This window comes from Arthrobacter sp. SlRoot2-15 (genome assembly GCF_059739345.1).
In genome coordinates this window covers 3,086,143-3,102,885 of the sequence record NZ_AP046058.1, presented here as the reverse complement: position 1 = coordinate 3,102,885, position 16,743 = coordinate 3,086,143, and the positions used below count along the sequence as shown (strand labels likewise).

The 16,743-nt window shown below is 67.7% G+C and carries 18 protein-coding genes; 5 read left to right on the top strand and 13 right to left on the bottom strand.

Going from position 1 to position 16,743, the window contains the following annotated elements:
- Positions 1-7 precede the first annotated feature (7 nt).
- Both AC6I9V_RS14345 and AC6I9V_RS14340 read right to left on the bottom strand, forming a co-directional pair.
- Positions 8-436, bottom strand: a complete 429-nt coding sequence (locus AC6I9V_RS14345; RefSeq protein WP_349412162.1) for an HIT family protein — start codon at positions 434-436, stop codon at positions 8-10.
- Positions 433-1,596, bottom strand: a complete 1,164-nt coding sequence (locus AC6I9V_RS14340; RefSeq protein WP_497899899.1) for an NAD(P)-dependent alcohol dehydrogenase — start codon at positions 1,594-1,596, stop codon at positions 433-435. Before AC6I9V_RS14340 ends, AC6I9V_RS14345 begins: the two co-directional genes overlap by 4 nt.
- A gap of 124 nt (positions 1,597-1,720) precedes the next feature.
- Here AC6I9V_RS14340 and AC6I9V_RS14335 point away from each other — a divergent pair, with 124 nt between their 5' ends.
- On the top strand, positions 1,721-2,371 hold the full coding sequence (locus AC6I9V_RS14335) for a LysE family translocator (RefSeq protein ID WP_497899898.1): 651 nt from the start codon (positions 1,721-1,723) through the stop codon (positions 2,369-2,371).
- A gap of 31 nt (positions 2,372-2,402) precedes the next feature.
- Here AC6I9V_RS14335 and AC6I9V_RS14330 read toward each other — a convergent pair whose 3' ends face one another.
- Positions 2,403-3,461 (bottom strand): CU044_5270 family protein, encoded by a 1,059-nt coding sequence (locus AC6I9V_RS14330; RefSeq protein ID WP_497899897.1) that lies wholly within the window; start codon positions 3,459-3,461, stop codon positions 2,403-2,405.
- A complete protein-coding gene (locus tag AC6I9V_RS14325) occupies positions 3,458-3,985 on the bottom strand; it encodes an RNA polymerase sigma factor (protein WP_497899896.1) in 528 nt (175 codons plus the stop codon). The genes AC6I9V_RS14330 and AC6I9V_RS14325 overlap by 4 nt, the downstream gene beginning before the upstream one ends.
- 124 nt (positions 3,986-4,109) lie before the next feature.
- Between AC6I9V_RS14325 and AC6I9V_RS14320 the strand changes: the two genes are divergently transcribed.
- On the top strand, positions 4,110-5,573 hold the full coding sequence (locus tag AC6I9V_RS14320) for an HNH endonuclease (RefSeq protein WP_497899895.1): 1,464 nt from the start codon (positions 4,110-4,112) through the stop codon (positions 5,571-5,573).
- 28 nt (positions 5,574-5,601) lie between these two features.
- On the opposite strand, the gene AC6I9V_RS14315 is transcribed toward AC6I9V_RS14320, so the two are convergent.
- A complete protein-coding gene (locus AC6I9V_RS14315) occupies positions 5,602-6,447 on the bottom strand; it encodes a sulfurtransferase (RefSeq protein ID WP_497899894.1) in 846 nt (281 codons plus the stop codon).
- Between the two features lie 64 nt (positions 6,448-6,511).
- Here AC6I9V_RS14315 and AC6I9V_RS14310 point away from each other — a divergent pair, with 64 nt between their 5' ends.
- Positions 6,512-7,609, top strand: coding sequence for a PLP-dependent cysteine synthase family protein (locus AC6I9V_RS14310; RefSeq protein WP_497899893.1), 1,098 nt, complete (start codon positions 6,512-6,514; stop codon positions 7,607-7,609).
- On the opposite strand, the gene AC6I9V_RS14305 is transcribed toward AC6I9V_RS14310, so the two are convergent.
- Positions 7,606-8,262 carry an MBL fold metallo-hydrolase gene (locus AC6I9V_RS14305; RefSeq protein WP_497899892.1) on the bottom strand — a complete coding sequence of 219 codons (657 nt, stop codon included), beginning with the start codon at positions 8,260-8,262 and terminating at the stop codon, positions 7,606-7,608. The two genes, AC6I9V_RS14310 and AC6I9V_RS14305, sit on opposite strands and share 4 nt — an antisense overlap.
- A gap of 105 nt (positions 8,263-8,367) precedes the next feature.
- On the opposite strand from AC6I9V_RS14305, the gene AC6I9V_RS14300 reads away from it, so the two are divergent.
- Complete coding sequence (locus tag AC6I9V_RS14300) at positions 8,368-8,865, top strand: Fur family transcriptional regulator (protein WP_497899891.1); 498 nt, start codon at positions 8,368-8,370, stop codon at positions 8,863-8,865.
- A 230-nt stretch (positions 8,866-9,095) separates the two neighbouring features.
- Complete coding sequence (locus tag AC6I9V_RS14295; RefSeq protein ID WP_497899890.1) at positions 9,096-9,821, top strand: hypothetical protein; 726 nt, start codon at positions 9,096-9,098, stop codon at positions 9,819-9,821.
- Here the strand turns inward: AC6I9V_RS14295 and AC6I9V_RS14290 are convergent, their stop codons facing one another.
- From AC6I9V_RS14290 to AC6I9V_RS14260, 7 genes are all read right to left on the bottom strand, one after another.
- Positions 9,822-10,343 (bottom strand): GNAT family N-acetyltransferase, encoded by a 522-nt coding sequence (locus tag AC6I9V_RS14290; RefSeq protein ID WP_497899889.1) that lies wholly within the window; start codon positions 10,341-10,343, stop codon positions 9,822-9,824.
- A 13-nt stretch (positions 10,344-10,356) separates the two neighbouring features.
- Positions 10,357-11,298 carry a hypothetical protein gene (locus AC6I9V_RS14285; RefSeq protein ID WP_497899888.1) on the bottom strand — a complete coding sequence of 314 codons (942 nt, stop codon included), beginning with the start codon at positions 11,296-11,298 and terminating at the stop codon, positions 10,357-10,359.
- Positions 11,299-11,369: 71 nt separating this feature from the next.
- Positions 11,370-12,257 (bottom strand): metal ABC transporter permease, encoded by an 888-nt coding sequence (locus tag AC6I9V_RS14280; RefSeq protein ID WP_497899887.1) that lies wholly within the window; start codon positions 12,255-12,257, stop codon positions 11,370-11,372.
- The gene (locus AC6I9V_RS14275; protein ID WP_497899886.1) at positions 12,258-13,076 is read right to left on the bottom strand and encodes a metal ABC transporter ATP-binding protein; all 819 of its coding nucleotides are present in this window, start codon (positions 13,074-13,076) and stop codon (positions 12,258-12,260) included. It lies immediately after the preceding gene.
- Positions 13,077-13,140: 64 nt separating this feature from the next.
- On the bottom strand, positions 13,141-14,106 hold the full coding sequence (locus AC6I9V_RS14270; RefSeq protein WP_497899885.1) for a metal ABC transporter solute-binding protein, Zn/Mn family: 966 nt from the start codon (positions 14,104-14,106) through the stop codon (positions 13,141-13,143).
- Positions 14,107-14,210: 104 nt separating this feature from the next.
- Positions 14,211-15,272: a hemolysin family protein gene (locus AC6I9V_RS14265; protein WP_349412147.1), complete on the bottom strand. Its 1,062-nt coding sequence runs from the start codon at positions 15,270-15,272 to the stop codon at positions 14,211-14,213.
- Entirely contained in the window at positions 15,269-16,630 is a 1,362-nt protein-coding gene (locus AC6I9V_RS14260; RefSeq protein ID WP_497899884.1) for a hemolysin family protein, read from the bottom strand. The genes AC6I9V_RS14265 and AC6I9V_RS14260 overlap by 4 nt, the downstream gene beginning before the upstream one ends.
- Between the last annotated feature and the right edge of the window lie 113 nt (positions 16,631-16,743).

Genomic DNA, 16,743 nt, shown 5'->3' with positions numbered 1-16,743 from the left:
TTCCCGCCTACACCTCCGGGACGTGCTCCGCGTGGCCGGCTTTGCGCAGGCCCTCGCGCAGCTTCTCGGCGTTGGCGTCCAGCCGCGCGGGGTCCGGGTGCTGGTCCACGGAGCCGAAGTCGAAGTCCGCCATCGAGTTGGAGGGCCACACGTGCACGTGCAGGTGGTTGATCTCGTAGCCGGCGACGATCAGCCCGGCACGGGCGGCGTCGAACACGTCCACCTGGACGGCGCCGATCTTGCGGGCCACCTCCATCACCCGGGCCAGGACCTCGGGCGGGGCATCCGTCCAGCGGTCCACTTCCTGGGCGGGCACCACGAGTGTGTGCCCGTCGGCCAGCGGGCCCACGGTCAGGAACGCGACGACGTCGTCCTCGCGCCAGACGAAACGGCCCGGGATCTCGCCGTTGATGATCTTGGTGAACAGGGTGCTCATGCATCCGCCTTTTCTGCCGGGGACCCCAGGGTGCTGGCGTCCAGGACAAACCGGTACTTCACGTCGCCTGCCACCATGCGGTCGTAGGCCTCGTTGAGCTGGTCCGCTCGGACCAGCTCGATCTCGGACAGCACACCGTGTTCGGCGCAGAAGTCCAGCATCTCCTGGGTCTCGGCGATGCCGCCGATCAGCGAGCCGGCGTAGGCGATCCGGCGCCGGATCAGCGCGCCGGGGTTGACCGGCGGCATGGCTTCGGAGGGCAGGCCCAGCTGGAAGAGCGCGCCGTCGACGCGGAGGGTCTTGAAGTAGGGGTTGAGGTCGTGCGGAGCGGCGACGGTGTCGATGATGACGTCGATGCTGCGGTCCGCGGCCTCCATCGCGGCCGGATCCGTGGAGAGGACCACGTGGTCGGCGCCCAGCTCGCGGGCCGCCGCGAACTTCGCCTCCGACGTCGTGAAGACGGTCACCTCCGCGCCCATCGCCTTGGCGATCTTGACGGCCATATGGCCGAGGCCGCCGAGTCCGACGACGCCGACGGCGTCGCCCTCCTCGACCTCGAAGTGGTTCAGCGGCGAATAGGTGGTGATGCCGGCGCAGAGCAGCGGAGCCGCCGCGGCCGGGTCCATGCCCTCCGGGACCCGCAGCACGTAGTTGCGGTCCACCACGATCGACGTGGAGTAGCCGCCCTGGGTAATGGCGTCGCCGTTGCGCCGGTCCTTGGCGCCGTAGGTTCCGGTCATGCCGTTTTCGCAGTACTGCTCGAGGCCGTCGAGGCAGCTGTCGCATTCGCGGCAGGAGTCAACCAGGCAGCCGACGCCGACGCGCTCACCGACGGCGAAGTCGTCCACAGAGGAGCCCACCCAGCTGACGCGGCCCACGATTTCGTGGCCCGGGACGAGGGGGTAGTGCTGGGCGCCCCATTCCCCTCGGGTGGCGTGCACGTCCGAGTGGCAGAGTCCGCAGAACTCGATGGCGATCTCGACGTCGTCCTCCTTGGGCGCACGCCGGGCCACCGTCAGCGGCACCAGACCGCTGTGACTGGACGTGGCACCGTAGGCGGCGGCGAGGGTGGTGTCGTTGCCGGCGTCGGCGTCGTTGCTGTCGTTCAGGTCGGGAAGCGGCTTGGCGAGGGGCGGCGGTACGGGGCGTCCGGGAGTCATGGTTTGACGCTACCCCCGGGAGCGGTTTCCGTGCCACTTTGGGGTTGGGCGAACTGCCACGGCGCCGAAGGCCCGCGCGGACGACTTCGCGAGCACTTGCCGTGCGCCGCTCTATCCTAGGATGGTGACCGTCTATCAGGCCGTACTCTCATTCGCCGTTGTCGCCGGACTGCTGACCCTGGTGCCCGGCATCGACACCGCGCTGGTGCTGCGCTCTTCAATTTCCCGGTCCCGAAGCTTCGCCTTTGCCACCGCCCTGGGCATCGGTACGGGCGCCATGGCGTGGGGCATGGCGGCGGCGGTGGGGGTTTCGGCCCTGCTGGCGGCCTCGGAGGTCGCGTACCGCCTCCTGACGCTCGCCGGCGCGGCCTACATGATCTGGCTGGGCCTCTCGTTGATTTGGAAGAGTTGGCGCAAAGATGACGGGACGGCGGCGGCCATCGCAACGTCCGAGCCTGCGGTCGAGGGGGGCCAGCTCTGGAGGGGTTGGCTCACGGGCGCGGGCACCAATCTACTGAACCCCAAAGTCGGGGTGTTCTACATCGCCACCATCCCCCAGTTCATTCCGTCCGGGTCCGCTCCCTTGTTGATGGGTATGTTGCTGGCCGGCGTCCACTGTGTCCTCTCCATGCTCTGGTTCGCGTTGCTGATCTTCGCGACCGGTTTCGCCTCCAAGTGGCTCAAGAGTGCCCGGAGTGTCCGGGTGATCGACAGGATCACGGGAACGGTCCTGGTTGGTTTCGGGCTGAAGCTCGCGCTGGAGCCGGGCCACTAGTCCAGGCCACGCCTTCTGCGGCTGGCCCTGGCTAGGGCGCCGTATTGCTGACGGACGTTTCGATGGCGGTCCAGGTCGTTGCGGTTCCCGCAGGAAAGCCCTCCTGAGACTGGATAAGAACCGACCGTTCTCCGATCATCAGTCCGGTCTGGGGGTCAATGATGATCTCCTGCCGTGATTTGGAGGGCCCATCCTCGAGGCGTCCGATGGCGACACCCTTTCGGCCGTCCAAGTTGGCTTGCCCTTCGGTGACTGTCACCCCAGGAATCATGGCCGCGGCCTTGTAGAGGGCGGCCCTCAGGTCGGCAGGGACAACGCCGGTCCTCAAGAGGTCCGCGATAAACACCAGCGCTTCACCGTCGACGGACTGTCCGTGCCCCAGGGTCTGTTTGTAGATGCTATTCAGCAGCCGGTAGGGATCGCGGGGCAACCTAGCCAGGTCCGTGGACATCCACCCGCCCGGGCTTCCGTAGAAGGCTCCATTGCGCGCGCGCAGTAGCTCCGGCGACGGCTGTATGTTCTGTTTGAGAGCGAAGTCCTTGGATTCGGCATCGAAGAAGGTCGTAGGCACGCGTCCCCCTCGTTGCCACACCCATTCAGCAGAGCGGTCAGCGGGAATGTACAGGTCCGATTTTTCCGTATCCAGCCACCGGTACTGGGATCCGTCCTGCTCGTAGGTATTCGTGCCCCAGACGTTGGTGCTCTTGATCCGCAGGTACTGGCCCGGGCCCACCACCGGATCAGTCGTTTTGATCGTCATCTGTGCGGCGTTGTTGAGGACCTCGGCGGCCTGCGCGGTGGCTCCGCCGCGCCAGCCGGCAAGGCCGACGACGTCTCCCGCGATCAGCGCTGCGACCACCGCAGCGGCGGCGGCCGACGTTAGCCAGATGCGCGCAGGGCTCGAACGCCGGGCGGAGAGTTCTGTCACCGCGGGGTACGGGGCCGCTTCGCCCTCTTGAGGCGCTTCGACCTGCATGGCGGCCAGGGAGCGCTCACGGCTCCGGTTCAATTCATCCTCGGTGACGTGTGCTGCCGGATCAACGGAAGCCAACCGACGTCGAACCTTGTCAGCGCTTGTCTTTGTGTTCATAGTTCTGCACCTTCTGCCGGTGGCTGTGCGTGAATGATGTGGCTTAGGGCCTTGCGTGCCCTGTGCAGGCGCATCCTGACCGCCGTGGCACTGGTGTTGAGCAGGTCGGAAATCTCCTTGGACGTGAAGCCGTCCCAGTAGCTCAAGAGCAGGACTTCCCGGTCGTCCGGACTGAGCCGGTCCAGGGCATCCCGAACCGGGGAATCATGGTTGAGGGCTTCGTCCCGCCGTTCAGCCTGGAGCGCGCCAAGGAGGTTTGCGGACCGGGAGGCAGAGCGCTCGTGGTTCCGCAGGACATTCTTGGCTACGCCAAAAAGAACCATGACAGACAATTCGCCGCTGCCGGCCAGCTTTTCCCACGCGATCCTGAACACCTCTGCACACAGGTCTTCTGCGGTGGCCGCGTCCGCCGTTCTTCGTCGAAAATAGCGGTAGATGCGGTCATGGCCAGCTGCGTGCGCCGCCAAAAAGCGCTTTTCCCGTTCCAATTTCCCGGGTTCCCTCCGGACTGCTTGCAAGCTCATACCCCGTTAATGTCCGGCATCACCGAAAGTGTAACGACCGGGCTCAATAAGATTTCTGCAACCGGGTCCGGCGCCACTTCCATGGGAGCCTTTTCTGTCAGAGGTAGCTGGAAAACTGGAGTCTATGGAAGGCAAAGAGGAGCTCCACAAGGTTCTGGCAGACCCGCCATCTACGGGCGGCGTGACAGTCACGGACCTGAGCTTGATCCTGGCCGCGGGGCCCGCTCGGGCCACTGCAGCGGGCCTCATCGAGGAAATACGCAAGCTGGAGGACCAGAAGTCTGCCTTGGCCGCCCGCCAGGCCCGTCTAGCCGTCGCGTTCGATGTGCTCCAGCGGCGCGAACAAGCCGACGCCGGTTTGCCCGCCGACCAGCTCGGGGCCGGGGTGGGCGCGCAGCTCGCCCTCGCCCGGCGCGAATCCCCCACCAAGGGCGGCCGCCTCCTGGGCCTGGCGAAGGCCCTGGTCACCGAAATGCCGCACACCCTCGCCGCGCTGGAAGCCGGCCGGCTCAACGAATGGCGCGCAACGCTCCTGGTCCGTGAGACCGCTTGCCTGTCCGCGGCCGACCGGGCCGCCGTGGACGAGGAACTCTCCCCCGACACCGGGACGTTCCGCGGCGCCGGGGACCGCGCGATCATCGCCGCCGAGCGTGCCGCCGCCTACCGGCATGACCCACGCTCCGTCACCCAGCGTGCCGCACACGCCGAGGCCGAACGCCACGTCAGTCTCCGCCCGGCCCCGGACACCATGTGCTACCTCACCGCCCTGCTCCCCGTCGCGGCAGGGGTCGCCGTCCACGCCGCGCTCACCCAGCACGCAGATGTCGCACGCTCCGACGGCGACCCACGCACCCGCGGCCAGCTGATGGCCGACGCACTCGTCGAACGCACCACCGGCAAGGCCGGCGGCATCAGCGGCATCGAAATCCAGCTCGTTATGACCGACCGCACCCTCTTCCAGGGCGACAGCGAACCCGCCCGGCTCCCCGGCTACGGCATCGTCCCCGCCGGATGGGCCCGGGCCCTGGCCCGCCCGGATTTGGAGCAGACCCAGGACGAGACGATGCGGGTCTGGCTCCGCCGGCTCTACGCCGCCCCGGCCACCGGCGACCTCGTCGCCATGGACTCCCGCGCCCGGCTCTTCCCGCCCGGACTGCGCCGCTTCATCCAGGCCCGCGACCACACCTGCCGCACCCCCTACTGCGACGCCCCCATCCGCCACCTGGACCACATCATCCCCTGGCACAACGGCGGCACCACCAGCCTCGGCAACGGCGCCGGACTCTGCGAAGCATGCAACCACACCAAGGAAACCCCCGGCTGGAGCGCCCAGACAAGGCTGGGACCCCGCCACACACTCCAACTCACGACGCCGACCGGCCACAGCTACCACTCCACCGCCCCGCCGCTCCCGGGAACGCCTGCCACCCAGCGGCCTCGCCGAACCGCGGACGACGGCGACACCGCGGAACCTCCAAGGCCGCTCAGGACAAGGAAACTCAGGCATAAGGCAAAGCGCGCGCACCGGACGCAAGCAAGGGTGCGTGCCCACCGGGTAGTTCAGCCGGTAGTGCAGCCGGCGGCGTAGCCTGCGCCGTTCTGCCGCGCAGCAGGAGCTAGTCGCCGTCGGGAGTAGCGCCGGTGACGACGCTGTTCGACGGGTTGTTGGACCACTCCGAGAATGATCCCGGATACAGGGCTGCGGAAAAGCCGGCGATTTCCAGCGCCGCGATCTCGTGGGCCGCGGTCACTCCGGAGCCGCAGTACACGGCGATGGGCTCTCCGGCGTGCACGCCCAAAGCGGCAAAGCGTTCGCGCAGCTCGGCAGATGGCAGGAAGCGGCCGTCCGCCGCCAGGTTCGCGGTGGTGGGCGCACTCACGGCGCCGGGAATGTGTCCGGCACGGGGGTCCACGGGTTCGATCTCGCCCCGGTACCGCACACCGGCACGGGCATCGAGCAGCAGGCCCTCGCGCGACCAGCCGTCCGCCTCCGCAGCGCCGATCACCGGCATGGCGCCGTCGGAGAGCACGACGTCGCCGGCCTCCACGCCGGGTTCACCGCTCTCGACGTCGAGCCCCTTCGCGCGCCAGGCGGCCAGGCCGCCGTCGAGCAGGCACACGGACGGGAAGCCTGCGTTGCGCAGCATCCACCAAACCCTGGCCGCGGCAAGGTTGCCGGTGTCGTCGTAAGCCACCACCACGTCACCGTCCCGGATGCCCCAGGAGCGCGCGGACTGCTGAAACTGCTCCAGCGGCGGCAAAGGGTGGCGGCCCCGGCTCAGATCGGCGGGGCCCGCCAGCTCGGTGGCGAGGTCCACAAAGACCGCGCCGGGGAGATGCGCTTGAAGATAATGTTCCCGGCCGTGCGGGTCGCCGAGCGCCCAGCGGACGTCCAGCAGCACCGTCCGCGCGCCGGAGTCCAGCCGGTCCTTGAGCTCGGCCACAGTCATAAGGGTGTCCATCCGCCCACTCTAACCGTGACCCGCCCGGGCGATCGGCGGCCGGCGCCGCGGGTAGGCTGGTGCGGTGACAAGAGTGCGCCAGCAGGACCGGGTATGGGCCGACGAAGCCATCCGCCGGATCAATGCCGAGAACAACAGATCCGCCGACACGCACCTCTACTCGGTGCCGCTGCCCGAGCACTGGGGCGTCCAGCTGTATCTCAAGGACGAATCAACCCACCGCACGGGCAGCCTCAAGCACCGTCTGGCCCGCTCGCTGTTCCTGTTCGGCCTGGTCAACGGCTGGATCCGCGAAGACACCACCATCGTCGAGGCCTCCAGCGGCAGCACGGCCGTCTCCGAGGCTTATTTCGCCCAGCTGCTCGGGCTGCCGTTCATCGCGGTGATGACCCGGACCACGAGTCGCGAAAAGATCGCGCTGATTGAACAGTTCGGCGGCTCCTGCCACCTAGTGGACCACGCCTCCGAGGTGTACGCGGCCGCCGAGGACCTGGCCCGCCGCACCGGCGGCCACTACATGGACCAGTTCACCTACGCCGAGCGCGCCACGGACTGGCGGGGGAACAACAACATCGCCGAGTCGATCTTCGGCCAGCTGGCACTCGAGGAGCACCCGGTCCCCCGATGGATCGTCGTGGGAGCCGGCACCGGCGGAACCAGCGCCACGATCGGCCGCTACCTGCGCTACCAGCGGCACGACACCCGCCTCGCCGTCGTCGATCCCGAGAATTCCGCGTTCTTTCCCGGCTGGCTGGCCGACCGCGACGGCGACGCGGCCTCGGACGCCGCGGGCCTGCCCTCCCGAATCGAAGGCATCGGACGCCCGCGGCTGGAGCCGAGCTTTGTGCCCGCCGTCATCGACCACATGATCCAGGTGCCGGATGCCGCCTCCGTGGCCGCCATGCGCCACCTGCGCGAACACGCGGGCCTGCACGCCGGCCCGTCCACCGGCACCAACCTCTGGGGCGTGTGGCAGCTCATCGCCCAGATGATCGCCGAAGGCAGCCGCGGGAGCGTCGTTTCGCTGATGTGCGACGCTGGCGACCGCTACACCGGCAACTATTACAGCGCCGGGTGGCTGCAGACCCAGGGCATGGACCCGGCACCCCACGAGGCCACCATCCGGGAATTTTTCGCCAGCGGGGCCTGGCCGGCGGGCTAAAGCTCCACGGATTCGCCGCTGGCGAGGTGGCGGTATTCGGTGCCGTACCGGGCGCCGATCCTGGTCACGTGTCCCTCGATCAGGCCGCGTCCGGCGTCGTTCAGCAGGGCATCGTGGATCGGGAAAGCCCGCGGCGCGCGGACGCCGATGACGAAGTCCACGACCTCGCCCACCTTGTTCCACGGCGCGTGGATCGGCACCAGCAGGGTCTGTACCTCGATGCCGTCCGGGATGGCGAAGGAATCCCCCGGGTGGTAGACGTTGGCGTCCACCAGATAGCCGACGTTCGCGACCACCGGGATCTGCGGATGGATGAGGGCGTGCTGGCCGCCAAAACTCCGAACGGCGAAGCCGGCCGCCTCGAAGGACTCCCCGGCTCCCACCGTGTGGATCCGCCCGGCGGCCTCGGGCGCCTTGCCTTTGAGCTCCGCGGCCACGCCGGCGGGCGCGAACAGCTGCAGTTCCGGGCTGGCCAACAGTGCCCCCGAGACAGCGTCGATGTCGATGTGGTCCGCGTGTTCATGGGTGATCAGCACGGCGCCCGCGCCGTCGAGGGCCTGGTCCGTTTCGGAGAAGGTTCCCGGATCCACCACCAGCACCCGCCCTTCCTTTTCGATCCGGACACAGGCGTGGGTGAATTTCGTCAGCTTCATCCGGCCAGCCTATGGTGACCTCCGAAGCGGTGTCCACGGTGCCCGGCTGGTAATCTGGGACCCTGCTCTTACCCGCAGCATGACCCCAGCGAAGCGAGTTTCCCCATGTCCCAGGGCGCCACCACCGGCGGCAGCCAGGCACCGGCCGAAGCACCAGCCGTGGCCGGAGCCAAGGAACAGCCCGCCGGCAAGGAACCGGGCAAGGAGCAGCGCGTCACGAAGCAGCGGTTGGCGGTCAGCGCAGCGCTGGACGAACTGGACGACTTCGTCAGCACCCAGGAACTGCACCGCATCCTGCAGGAGCGCGGCACCTCGGTCTCCCTCGCCACGTCCTACCGGATCCTGCAGTCCCTCGCCGACGACGGCCTGGTGGACGTGTTGCGGAACGCCGACGGCGAGGTGGTCTACCGTCGGTGCGCCGTCACCGGCCACCACCACCACCTGCTCTGCCGCAACTGCGGCAAGGCCGTCGAAGTCGAGGCGCCCGCCGTCGAAGCCTGGGCCGCGCGGATCGCCAGCGAGCACGGCTTCACCGCGGTGGAGCACACGGTGGAGATCTTTGGGCTGTGCCCCGAGTGCACTGCCCTGCGGGCCGGCAGCTAACGAATCCTGGCTGTGCCAGCGGGTCCTAAAACACCGATTCCGAGCATAATTCGGGAACTGGCCCCTAGGATCAGGTCCATGGACGATTTGCATGGGGAGCGGATTCGGATCCTGGCGGAGTTGGCCGAACGGGTGTGGGCGGAGTACCGGCTCAACACGGCGGACGAGGACCGGCGTGTTGAGCCGAGGCCTCCGTTGCTCGGTCGGCCGCTGTTTCCGAAGAACAACTGTTGGCGCGCGGATCGACGGCGGAGCGCCGCCGCGAAGCCGCGCAGTTTTCCGCGTGGCTGCGGGACAGCGAGCGCCGCCGTCGAACGGTCCAAATAGCCGAAGGGCTGAAGATTTTCGGCACGTTTTCAACGGAAAACCTGATTGCCTTCGACCGGGACCTGCGCTCCGACGGGCCCTTTGCCGCGGCGATGGAGATCAGCCTGCATGACGGCACACCGAATCCGAGCCGCTGGCATAAGCACGGGAGGACCGAGAGCCTGGTGCGCGACATCGAATCCAAGTTCTCGGGTGAGCGCTATATCCGGGACTTCCTCACGTTCCAGCCCTACAACTACGAAATCATCCTGGACGCGTACAGGGCACTCGGCATCACCGCACCCGTCGGCCTCACGGAATTTGCCGTGGAGGGGTATTCGCTGCGGGCGGTCGAGGAAGTCCTGCTCATCGGGGAGGCCCTCCGGCGGGTCCAGCGCCACCGGCAGCACGGCCTGGTGATCGGCACCGGGTACAGCGCAGGAGACGAGATGCATGAACGATGCAAGCATCTCCAACACCTGACGCCTCACTTCGCCCGCTGGATCCTCACCGAATCTCCGTCGGATGAAACCCTCGTCCAGAAGCTCTTCGTCGCACGCGGGGGCGTCTTTGGATTGACGCTGGAAGGACTCTCATCCGATGAATTCCTCAGCGAGCTCCGCCACCACCGCGACCGCCGAAAATGCTAGTCAGCCCAGCGACGCCGACATCCTGAGTTCCAGCAGCGGCGGGGCAAACCTCGCATCGTGTTTCGCACCGCCATCAATTTGCCAGCCGTGCCGCTGGTAGAAACTGATGGCGCGGTGGTTGCCGTCCGCGACCCACAGATAAGACCGTGCGTAGCCCATGGCGCGAAGTCCCGCCACGGATGCCAGGAACAGCGCGGAACCGAGGCCGCGGGACCAGAACTCTGGCAGTGGGTTCAGCGCCTGTAGTTCGCCAGTATTGGGGTCGACGTCGTCCCGGGGAGCGCCAAAGCCTGACCATCCCACGGCCGTGCCGTTCGCAGTGAGGGCAAGCTGCCGGACGTTCGGCACCGACGCGCCCAGGATCCGTGCCCAGCCCTTGGTGAGCCGCTCGGCGTCGAGGCCCGCGAGGTAGGCGGCATCGAGAATGCCGGCATAGGCGACGCGCCAGGCCTCGATCTGCGAGTGGGCGAAGGCCGGGGCGTCGCCGGGCACCGCCTCCCGGACAGCGAATTCGTGTGTCATGTCATCCCGCCCGTCAGTCCTGCCTGAACCGGATCTGGCCGAGTTCGTTGGTGAGCACGAGCTCCGAGGAATCGAGCCGGTAGACCATCGACTCCCTGAAATAGGCGGTCGTCCAGCTGCGATACTCCGCCGTCGGGCCGACACAGCCCTCCGGGGACTCGGCCATCCGGGCCGGGTCGGGAACTATGCCGAAATCGTCCACTGAAACAGGGACGTTCAGGACGCCGCACGGCATCCGGACCACCAGGGCCAGCGCCCCGTTCGCATTGGCGAAGCTCAGGTGCAGCGGCGAGGACGTCAGCCAATACATGTTCTGGCCGCGCACGGAGCCCCACGTCGAGGTGAACGTCCGGCAGGTGAGCGCGGCGGCGCCATACCAGGGTCCGGGAGCCACCCCTCTGCCGGCGCCAACCGGGCATACCGCCGGCGGCTGGCTCAACGTCGTCGGACTGCTTGTCGGTCCGGGCGGAACAGTCTCCCCCGGCAGGATCTTGGGGTCGGACCCGGGGCCGAAGGCCTTGGCCCCGGGGCTCGCAGCGCCACCGGGGAGGTTCTTCGACTCGCCCAGCACCAGGCTCCAGCGCTCGTCGCGCCAAGAGATGGAGTAGCGGACGATCGCGGCCGTTCCGTCCCGCGAGGCGGTGACATTTGCTGTGCCCGGGAAGTCGTTGCTCAGGTCCAACCGCCAGGAACCCGGAGCCGAGCCCCGGGTGGCGTCGACGAGTTGCTGGGCTTCGGGCCGGGTGTTGATGAACGCGGGATTGACCAGGGACTCAACGCGCTCCACGGAACCGGACGCCGCCGCCGTTATGACGCTCCGGGCGAAGTCTTCACGGATGGTCATGTCCGGCGGCCGCGGCTCCGCAAGGCAGGCCGAAACTGACGTCGACAGCAGTAGCGCGAGCACCGCGGTGCGCAGGAATCGCCGCAGCGATTTCCTCGATTCGTTCCCCATGCGTGCACTCTACTGCCCGCCGGCAACTTTGCCCCGGACGCCGGGGCGAGGAACCGGCGCCCGGAAGGAAACTAAGCCGGCACCGGCGCGGGCCGAACCACCCGGCCGTTGAGACCGCGCTTCGCCCGGATGCCGCCGATCACGCGGCACACCACGTAGATCACAAAGGACAGCGTCGTCACGTACGGGCTGATGGGAAGTCTTCCCCCGAGGGCCAGCAGGATGCCACCCACCGTCGCCGTCACGGCAAAGACGATGCTCAGGAGCACCACGAGCCGCGGCGATGAAGTCACCCGCAGGGCCGCGGCGGCCGGGGTGATCAGCAGCGCCAGCACCAGCAGGGCGCCGACAATCTGGATGGACAGGGCCACACTCACGCCCAGCAGCAGCATGAAGCCGAGCGCCAGGGCCCGGACCGGGACGCCGCGCGCGGCGGCGACGGCGGGGTCCACGCTCGCGAAAGTCAGCGGCCGCCAGATGGCCACCAGCGCCAGCATCACGACGACGGCGGCGCCGGCGAGCACCTGCAGCTGCACCGTGCCGACGGACACGATCTGGCCGGTCAGCAGGCCGAACTTGTTCGCCGCCCGGCCTTCATAGAGCGAGAGGAACAGGATGCCCAGGCCCAGGCCGAAGGGCATCAGCACACCGATGGTCGAGTTCTTGTCCCGGGCCCGGACGCCCATTAGGCCCAGCAGCAGCGCCGCCACCACGGACCCGGCGAGGGAACCGAGCACCACGTCGGCACCGACCAGCAGGGCAAAGGCGGCCCCGGCGAAGGAGAGCTCGGAGATACCGTGCACCGCGAAGGCCAGGTCGCGCTTCATCACGAAGGTGCCCACCAGGCCGCCGAGCAGGCCGAGCACCGCGCCGGCCCAGATGGAGTTCTGAACCAGCACGAGCAGATCGCCGTAGTTCTCGAAGTTGAAAATTGAATGCAGCAGGCTGTCCAGGTCCATCTAGCCGACCTCCCCTGCGATCGCGTGGGCGTCCTCATGGTGGTGGGTGGCGCCGTCCGGAATGCCTGCCACGATCATCCGGCCGTTGGCTTGGATCACTTCCACGCGGCTGCCGTAAAGCTTGGAGAGCACCTCGGTGGTCATGACTTCCCCGGGGGTGCCCACCTTGAAACGGCCCCCGGCGAGGTAGAGGACCCGGTCCACGTAGTCCATGATCGGGTTGATCTCGTGCGTCACAAACACCACGGCACTCTTTTGCTCGTGGCACTGCTCGTTGATCAACGCACTGACCGCCTGCTGGTGCTGCAGGTCGAGCGAGAGCAGCGGCTCGTCGCAGAGCAGGACGCTGGGGTCCGTCGCGAGGGCCTGCGCCACTCGAAGCCGCTGCTGCTCGCCGCCGGAGAGCTGGCCCACCGGGACCTTGGCGTAGTCGAGGGCGCCCACCTGTTCGAGGAGCCCGTCGATCTTGCGGTTCACCTTCGCCCCGCCGAGCCGGATCCCCCAGCGGTGGCCGTCCACCCCAAGGCCGACGAGGTCCCGGGCACGCAGGGGCGTGTCCGGGTCAAGGGATTCCTGCTGCTGCGGGATGTAGCCGATCCGCGGGTTGCCCCGGGTGATCGGCGCTCCGGCCAGGACGGCGGTGCCGGAAGTCAGTTCCTGCAGCCCCAGCAGGACCTTGAGGAAAGTGGTCTTGCCGCTGCCGTTCGGGCCGAGGACGGCGAAGAATTCCCCCGGATTGATGTCCAGGTCCAGGTTCTCCCACAGGGTCCTCGTGCCGAACTTCAGGGAGGCTCCGCGCAGGCTTACTACGGGTGTCAACTGGGTTTTCCTCGATTTCTGCGCAGGCCGGAGGGCCACGCCGTTGCGACTATCTTAGGCCCGGCTAGGCCCGGCCGAGGGCCTTGGCCAGCTCGTCCACATTGTCGGACATCCACTGCAGGTAGCCTTTGCCCTCCGGCAGGGTCTCGCCGAAGTCCACTACCGGAACGCCCCCGGCCACGGCCGCGTCCTTGAGCGCCAGCGTCTGCGGGCCTTCCGTCTGCGGGTTGTAGGCCAGCAGGCGGATCCCGCCGGACTTCACGACGTCGACGGCGGAGCGCAGCACGGTGGGCGGAACGTCCGAGCCGGACTCAATGGCGGCGCTGAATTCAGGGGGCGTCCGGTTCTCCAGGCCCGCTGCTTCCAGCAGGTAGAGCGGGACGGGCTCCGTGACGGCGACCCCGCCGTGTGCCGAGGTGGCCTTGAGGTCCGCGAGGCGGGTGTCCAGGCCAGCGAGTTTCTGCTTCAGGGCCGTGGCGTTGTTCCGGAAGTCGGCTGCGGAGGATGGCTCCAGCGCGGCCAGTTTCTCGGCCAGCGCGTCCGCCACCTTGCTCATCCCGGCCGTGCTGTACCAGACGTGTTCGTTGAATCCCGCGGGGGCATGGCTGTGGCCGTCGGCGTCGTGCGAGGCCGGGCTGGAGGAGGCTTCAGCGGAGGCCAGCCCGGAGGCGTCCACGGCGTTGAGCAGGTTCTTGTCCTGCAGCCCGCTGTCCTCGGCCAGCTTGTGCAGGAAGTCGTCATAGCCCCCGCCGTTCTCCACGACCAGTTCGGCTTTGGAGACGGCGAGCTTGTCCTGCGTGGTGGCCTCGTAGGAGTGCGGATCCTGGCTGGTCCGGTTGATGATCGAAGTCACCCGGACTTTTTCGCCGCCGACGCTGCGGACAATGTCGCCGTACACACTCGTGGAGGCGACCACCTCCACCACACCGTCGCCGGCACCGGGCCGGTCGCCGCCCGACGTCGGGCCGCATGCGGTCAGCAGAAGGCTGCTGAGGCCGGCTAGGACAACTGCGGCGGCGGAACGGCGCACGGGGATACCTCGGATCTGTTATTGAGAAGCATTAGCAATACAACGAGTCTAACCCTAAATGGGAATCATTCCTATTTAGGGTCAGACCGGTGTTGCCGGCTCCCCTATTCCTGCCCGAGCCGGCGGTAACCGGTGGCCTGGGTGGCGTCCCGGATCTCGCCGACCAGTTCCTCGATGACGTCCTCGAGGAACAGCACGCCCTGGGTGTGCCCGTCCGGGCCGATCACCCGGGCAAGGTGCGAGCCCGTGCGCTGCATGACCGACATCGCCTTTTCAATCTCATCGTCCATGGCCAGGTTGGCCAGCGAACGGATGCGACTTTCGGCAATCGGGTGCTGGTAGCCGGCTTCCGGGATCGAGAGCACGTCCTTGATGTGGAGGTAGCCGGAGAGCATGCCGTCGTCGTCGAGCATCGGGAACCGGGAGAACCCGGTCCGGCTCACCGATTTCTCGAACTCTTCCGGCGTCGTGGCGGCCTTGAGCATCACGAGCTTCTCCAGCGGCACCATGACCTGGGAAGCCGTGTGCTCGGAGAACTCCAGCGCACCGGTGATCAGGCCGGCGTCGTCGTCCACGAGGCCGTGGCGGGTCGACTCCTGCACGATCGACTGGACTTCCTCAAGCGTGAAGGAGGAGGTGACCTCGTCCTTCGGTTCGATCCGCATCAGTTTCAGGATGTGGTTCGCCGACCAGTTCAGGGCCACGATGACGGGCCGGACCGCGCGGGCAATGAACATCAGCGGCGGCGCGAGCAGCAGGGCCGCCTTGTCCGCGACCGACACCGAAATGTTCTTCGGCACCATCTCGCCGAAGGTCACATGCAGGAACGTGACCGCTAGCAGGGCAATCGCGAACGCCACGACGTCGGCCATCTCGGTCGGCACGCCGACCGCCCCCAGCGGGACCGCCATCAGGTGGTGGATGGCCGGCTCTGCCACCTGCAGGATCAGCAGGGAGCAGACCGTGATGCCCAGCTGGGCGCAGGCCAACATGAGCGAGACGTTTTCCATCGCCCGCAGCGTGGTCTGGGCCCGTTTGGACCCGGACTCGGCGAGAGGCTCAATCTGGCTGCGCCGGGCGGACATCACGGCGAATTCGGCCCCAACGAAGAAGGCATTGCCCAGCAGCAGCACCGCGAGCCACAGGATTCCCAGCCAGTCGCTCATGCGGCACCGGCCTTCCCGGCAGCGTCAATGCGCCCGTTGCGCCCGGAGTGCCGCTCGGGCTCGGGCGGAGACGGCTTGAAACAAATACGGTCGATCCGGCGCCCGTCCATCCGGGTCACGCTCAGTTTTCCGCCGCCGACGTCGACCGTGTCGCCCACGGCCGCGATCCGGCCGAGCTGGCTCATCACGTAGCCGCCGACGGTTTCGTAGGTCGCCTCGTCCGGCACGGTCAGGCCCGGAATCTGTTCGGAGAGTTCGTCCGGGCGCAGCAGGCCCGGGAAGTACCAGTCCCCCGAGGCGCTCTGCAGCAGGCCGGGGCGGACCTTGTCGTGTTCGTCGGCCACTTCCCCGACGATTTCCTCCACGAGGTCCTCCAGCGTCGCGATCCCGGCGGTTCCGCCGTATTCGTCGAGCACCACCGCGAGCTGCAGGTTCCCTTCGCGCAGTTCGGCGAGCAGGCCGTCCAGGTGGATGGTCTCGGGCACACGCAGCACCTCGGTCATAATGGCGCCGGCTTCCAGGTTGGCCCGGCGGTCCACCGGGACCGCGATGGCCTTCTTAATGTGGACCACGCCGCGGATGTCGTCCGAGGATTCACCGATCACGGGGAACCGTGAGTAGCCGGTGCGTTTGGCGGCCTCCACGATGTCCGAGACCGGCTGGTGGCTGTCGATGGTTTCCACCCGGATCCGGGGGGTCATCACGTCCGCCGCCGTCCGTCCTGAGAACTTCAGGGTCCGGGAGATGAAGTTGGCGGTCCGTTCGTCCAGGGTTCCCATCGCGGCCGAGCGGCGCACCAGCGAGGCAAGCTCCGCCGGGGTGCGGGCACCGGAAATCTCCTCCTTGGCTTCGAGGCCAAAGACGTTCAGGACCTTGTTGGAGAAGCCGTTGAGCACCACGATGGCCGGCTTGAAGATCGCCGTGAACACCAGCTGGGGCCGGGCCAGGGCCTTGCCGACCTGGAACGAGAGCGCGATGGCCATGTTCTTCGGGACCAGTTCGCCGATCAGCATGGACAGCAGCGTGGCCAGCACCATCGCGAGCACCAGCGAGACCGACGTGGCGCCCGCTTCCGGCAGGCCGAGGGCGGTCAGCGGGCCTTCCAGCAGCTTCCCCACCGACGGTTCCATCACGTAGCCGGTGAGCAGCGTGGTCAGGGTGATCCCGAGCTGGCAGCTGGAGAGCTGGGTGGAGAGGGATTTGAGGCATTTGAGCAGCGGGGCGGCGCCGGTGTCGCCGTTGTCGACGGCCCGCTGCACGGTGGCCTGGTCGAGCGCGACCAGGGAGAATTCGACGGCGACGAAGAAGCCGGTGCCGAGGATAAGGAGCACTCCCGCTCCGAGAAGTAGCCACTCCATTTAGCGGCCCGCTTCGAAGGGCCGGAGTGTGGGCCGGGGGAAACGTCCCGGCGGAGGATGGTCGGCTGCGGCCGACCCTGTTTCCGGTAAGGCGCTGCGTCCGGACATAGTCC

Excerpts from the sequence above, each read along its gene's own strand:
- AC6I9V_RS14265 (WP_349412147.1), bottom strand. The coding sequence starts at position 15,272 with ATGAGCGACTGGCTGGGAATCCTGTGGCTCGCGGTGCTGCTGCTGGGC.
- AC6I9V_RS14320 (WP_497899895.1), top strand. The coding sequence starts at position 4,110 with ATGGAAGGCAAAGAGGAGCTCCACAAGGTTCTGGCAGACCCGCCATCT.
- AC6I9V_RS14340 (WP_497899899.1), bottom strand. The coding sequence starts at position 1,596 with ATGACTCCCGGACGCCCCGTACCGCCGCCCCTCGCCAAGCCGCTTCCC.
- AC6I9V_RS14330 (WP_497899897.1), bottom strand. The coding sequence starts at position 3,461 with ATGAACACAAAGACAAGCGCTGACAAGGTTCGACGTCGGTTGGCTTCC.
- AC6I9V_RS14260 (WP_497899884.1), bottom strand. The coding sequence starts at position 16,630 with ATGGAGTGGCTACTTCTCGGAGCGGGAGTGCTCCTTATCCTCGGCACC.
- AC6I9V_RS14300 (WP_497899891.1), top strand. The coding sequence starts at position 8,368 with ATGTCCCAGGGCGCCACCACCGGCGGCAGCCAGGCACCGGCCGAAGCA.
- AC6I9V_RS14290 (WP_497899889.1), bottom strand. The coding sequence starts at position 10,343 with ATGACACACGAATTCGCTGTCCGGGAGGCGGTGCCCGGCGACGCCCCG.
- AC6I9V_RS14285 (WP_497899888.1), bottom strand. The coding sequence starts at position 11,298 with ATGGGGAACGAATCGAGGAAATCGCTGCGGCGATTCCTGCGCACCGCG.
- AC6I9V_RS14280 (WP_497899887.1), bottom strand. The coding sequence starts at position 12,257 with ATGGACCTGGACAGCCTGCTGCATTCAATTTTCAACTTCGAGAACTAC.
- AC6I9V_RS14305 (WP_497899892.1), bottom strand. The coding sequence starts at position 8,262 with ATGAAGCTGACGAAATTCACCCACGCCTGTGTCCGGATCGAAAAGGAA.
- AC6I9V_RS14325 (WP_497899896.1), bottom strand. The coding sequence starts at position 3,985 with ATGAGCTTGCAAGCAGTCCGGAGGGAACCCGGGAAATTGGAACGGGAA.
- AC6I9V_RS14345 (WP_349412162.1), bottom strand. The coding sequence starts at position 436 with ATGAGCACCCTGTTCACCAAGATCATCAACGGCGAGATCCCGGGCCGT.
- AC6I9V_RS14315 (WP_497899894.1), bottom strand. The coding sequence starts at position 6,447 with ATGGACACCCTTATGACTGTGGCCGAGCTCAAGGACCGGCTGGACTCC.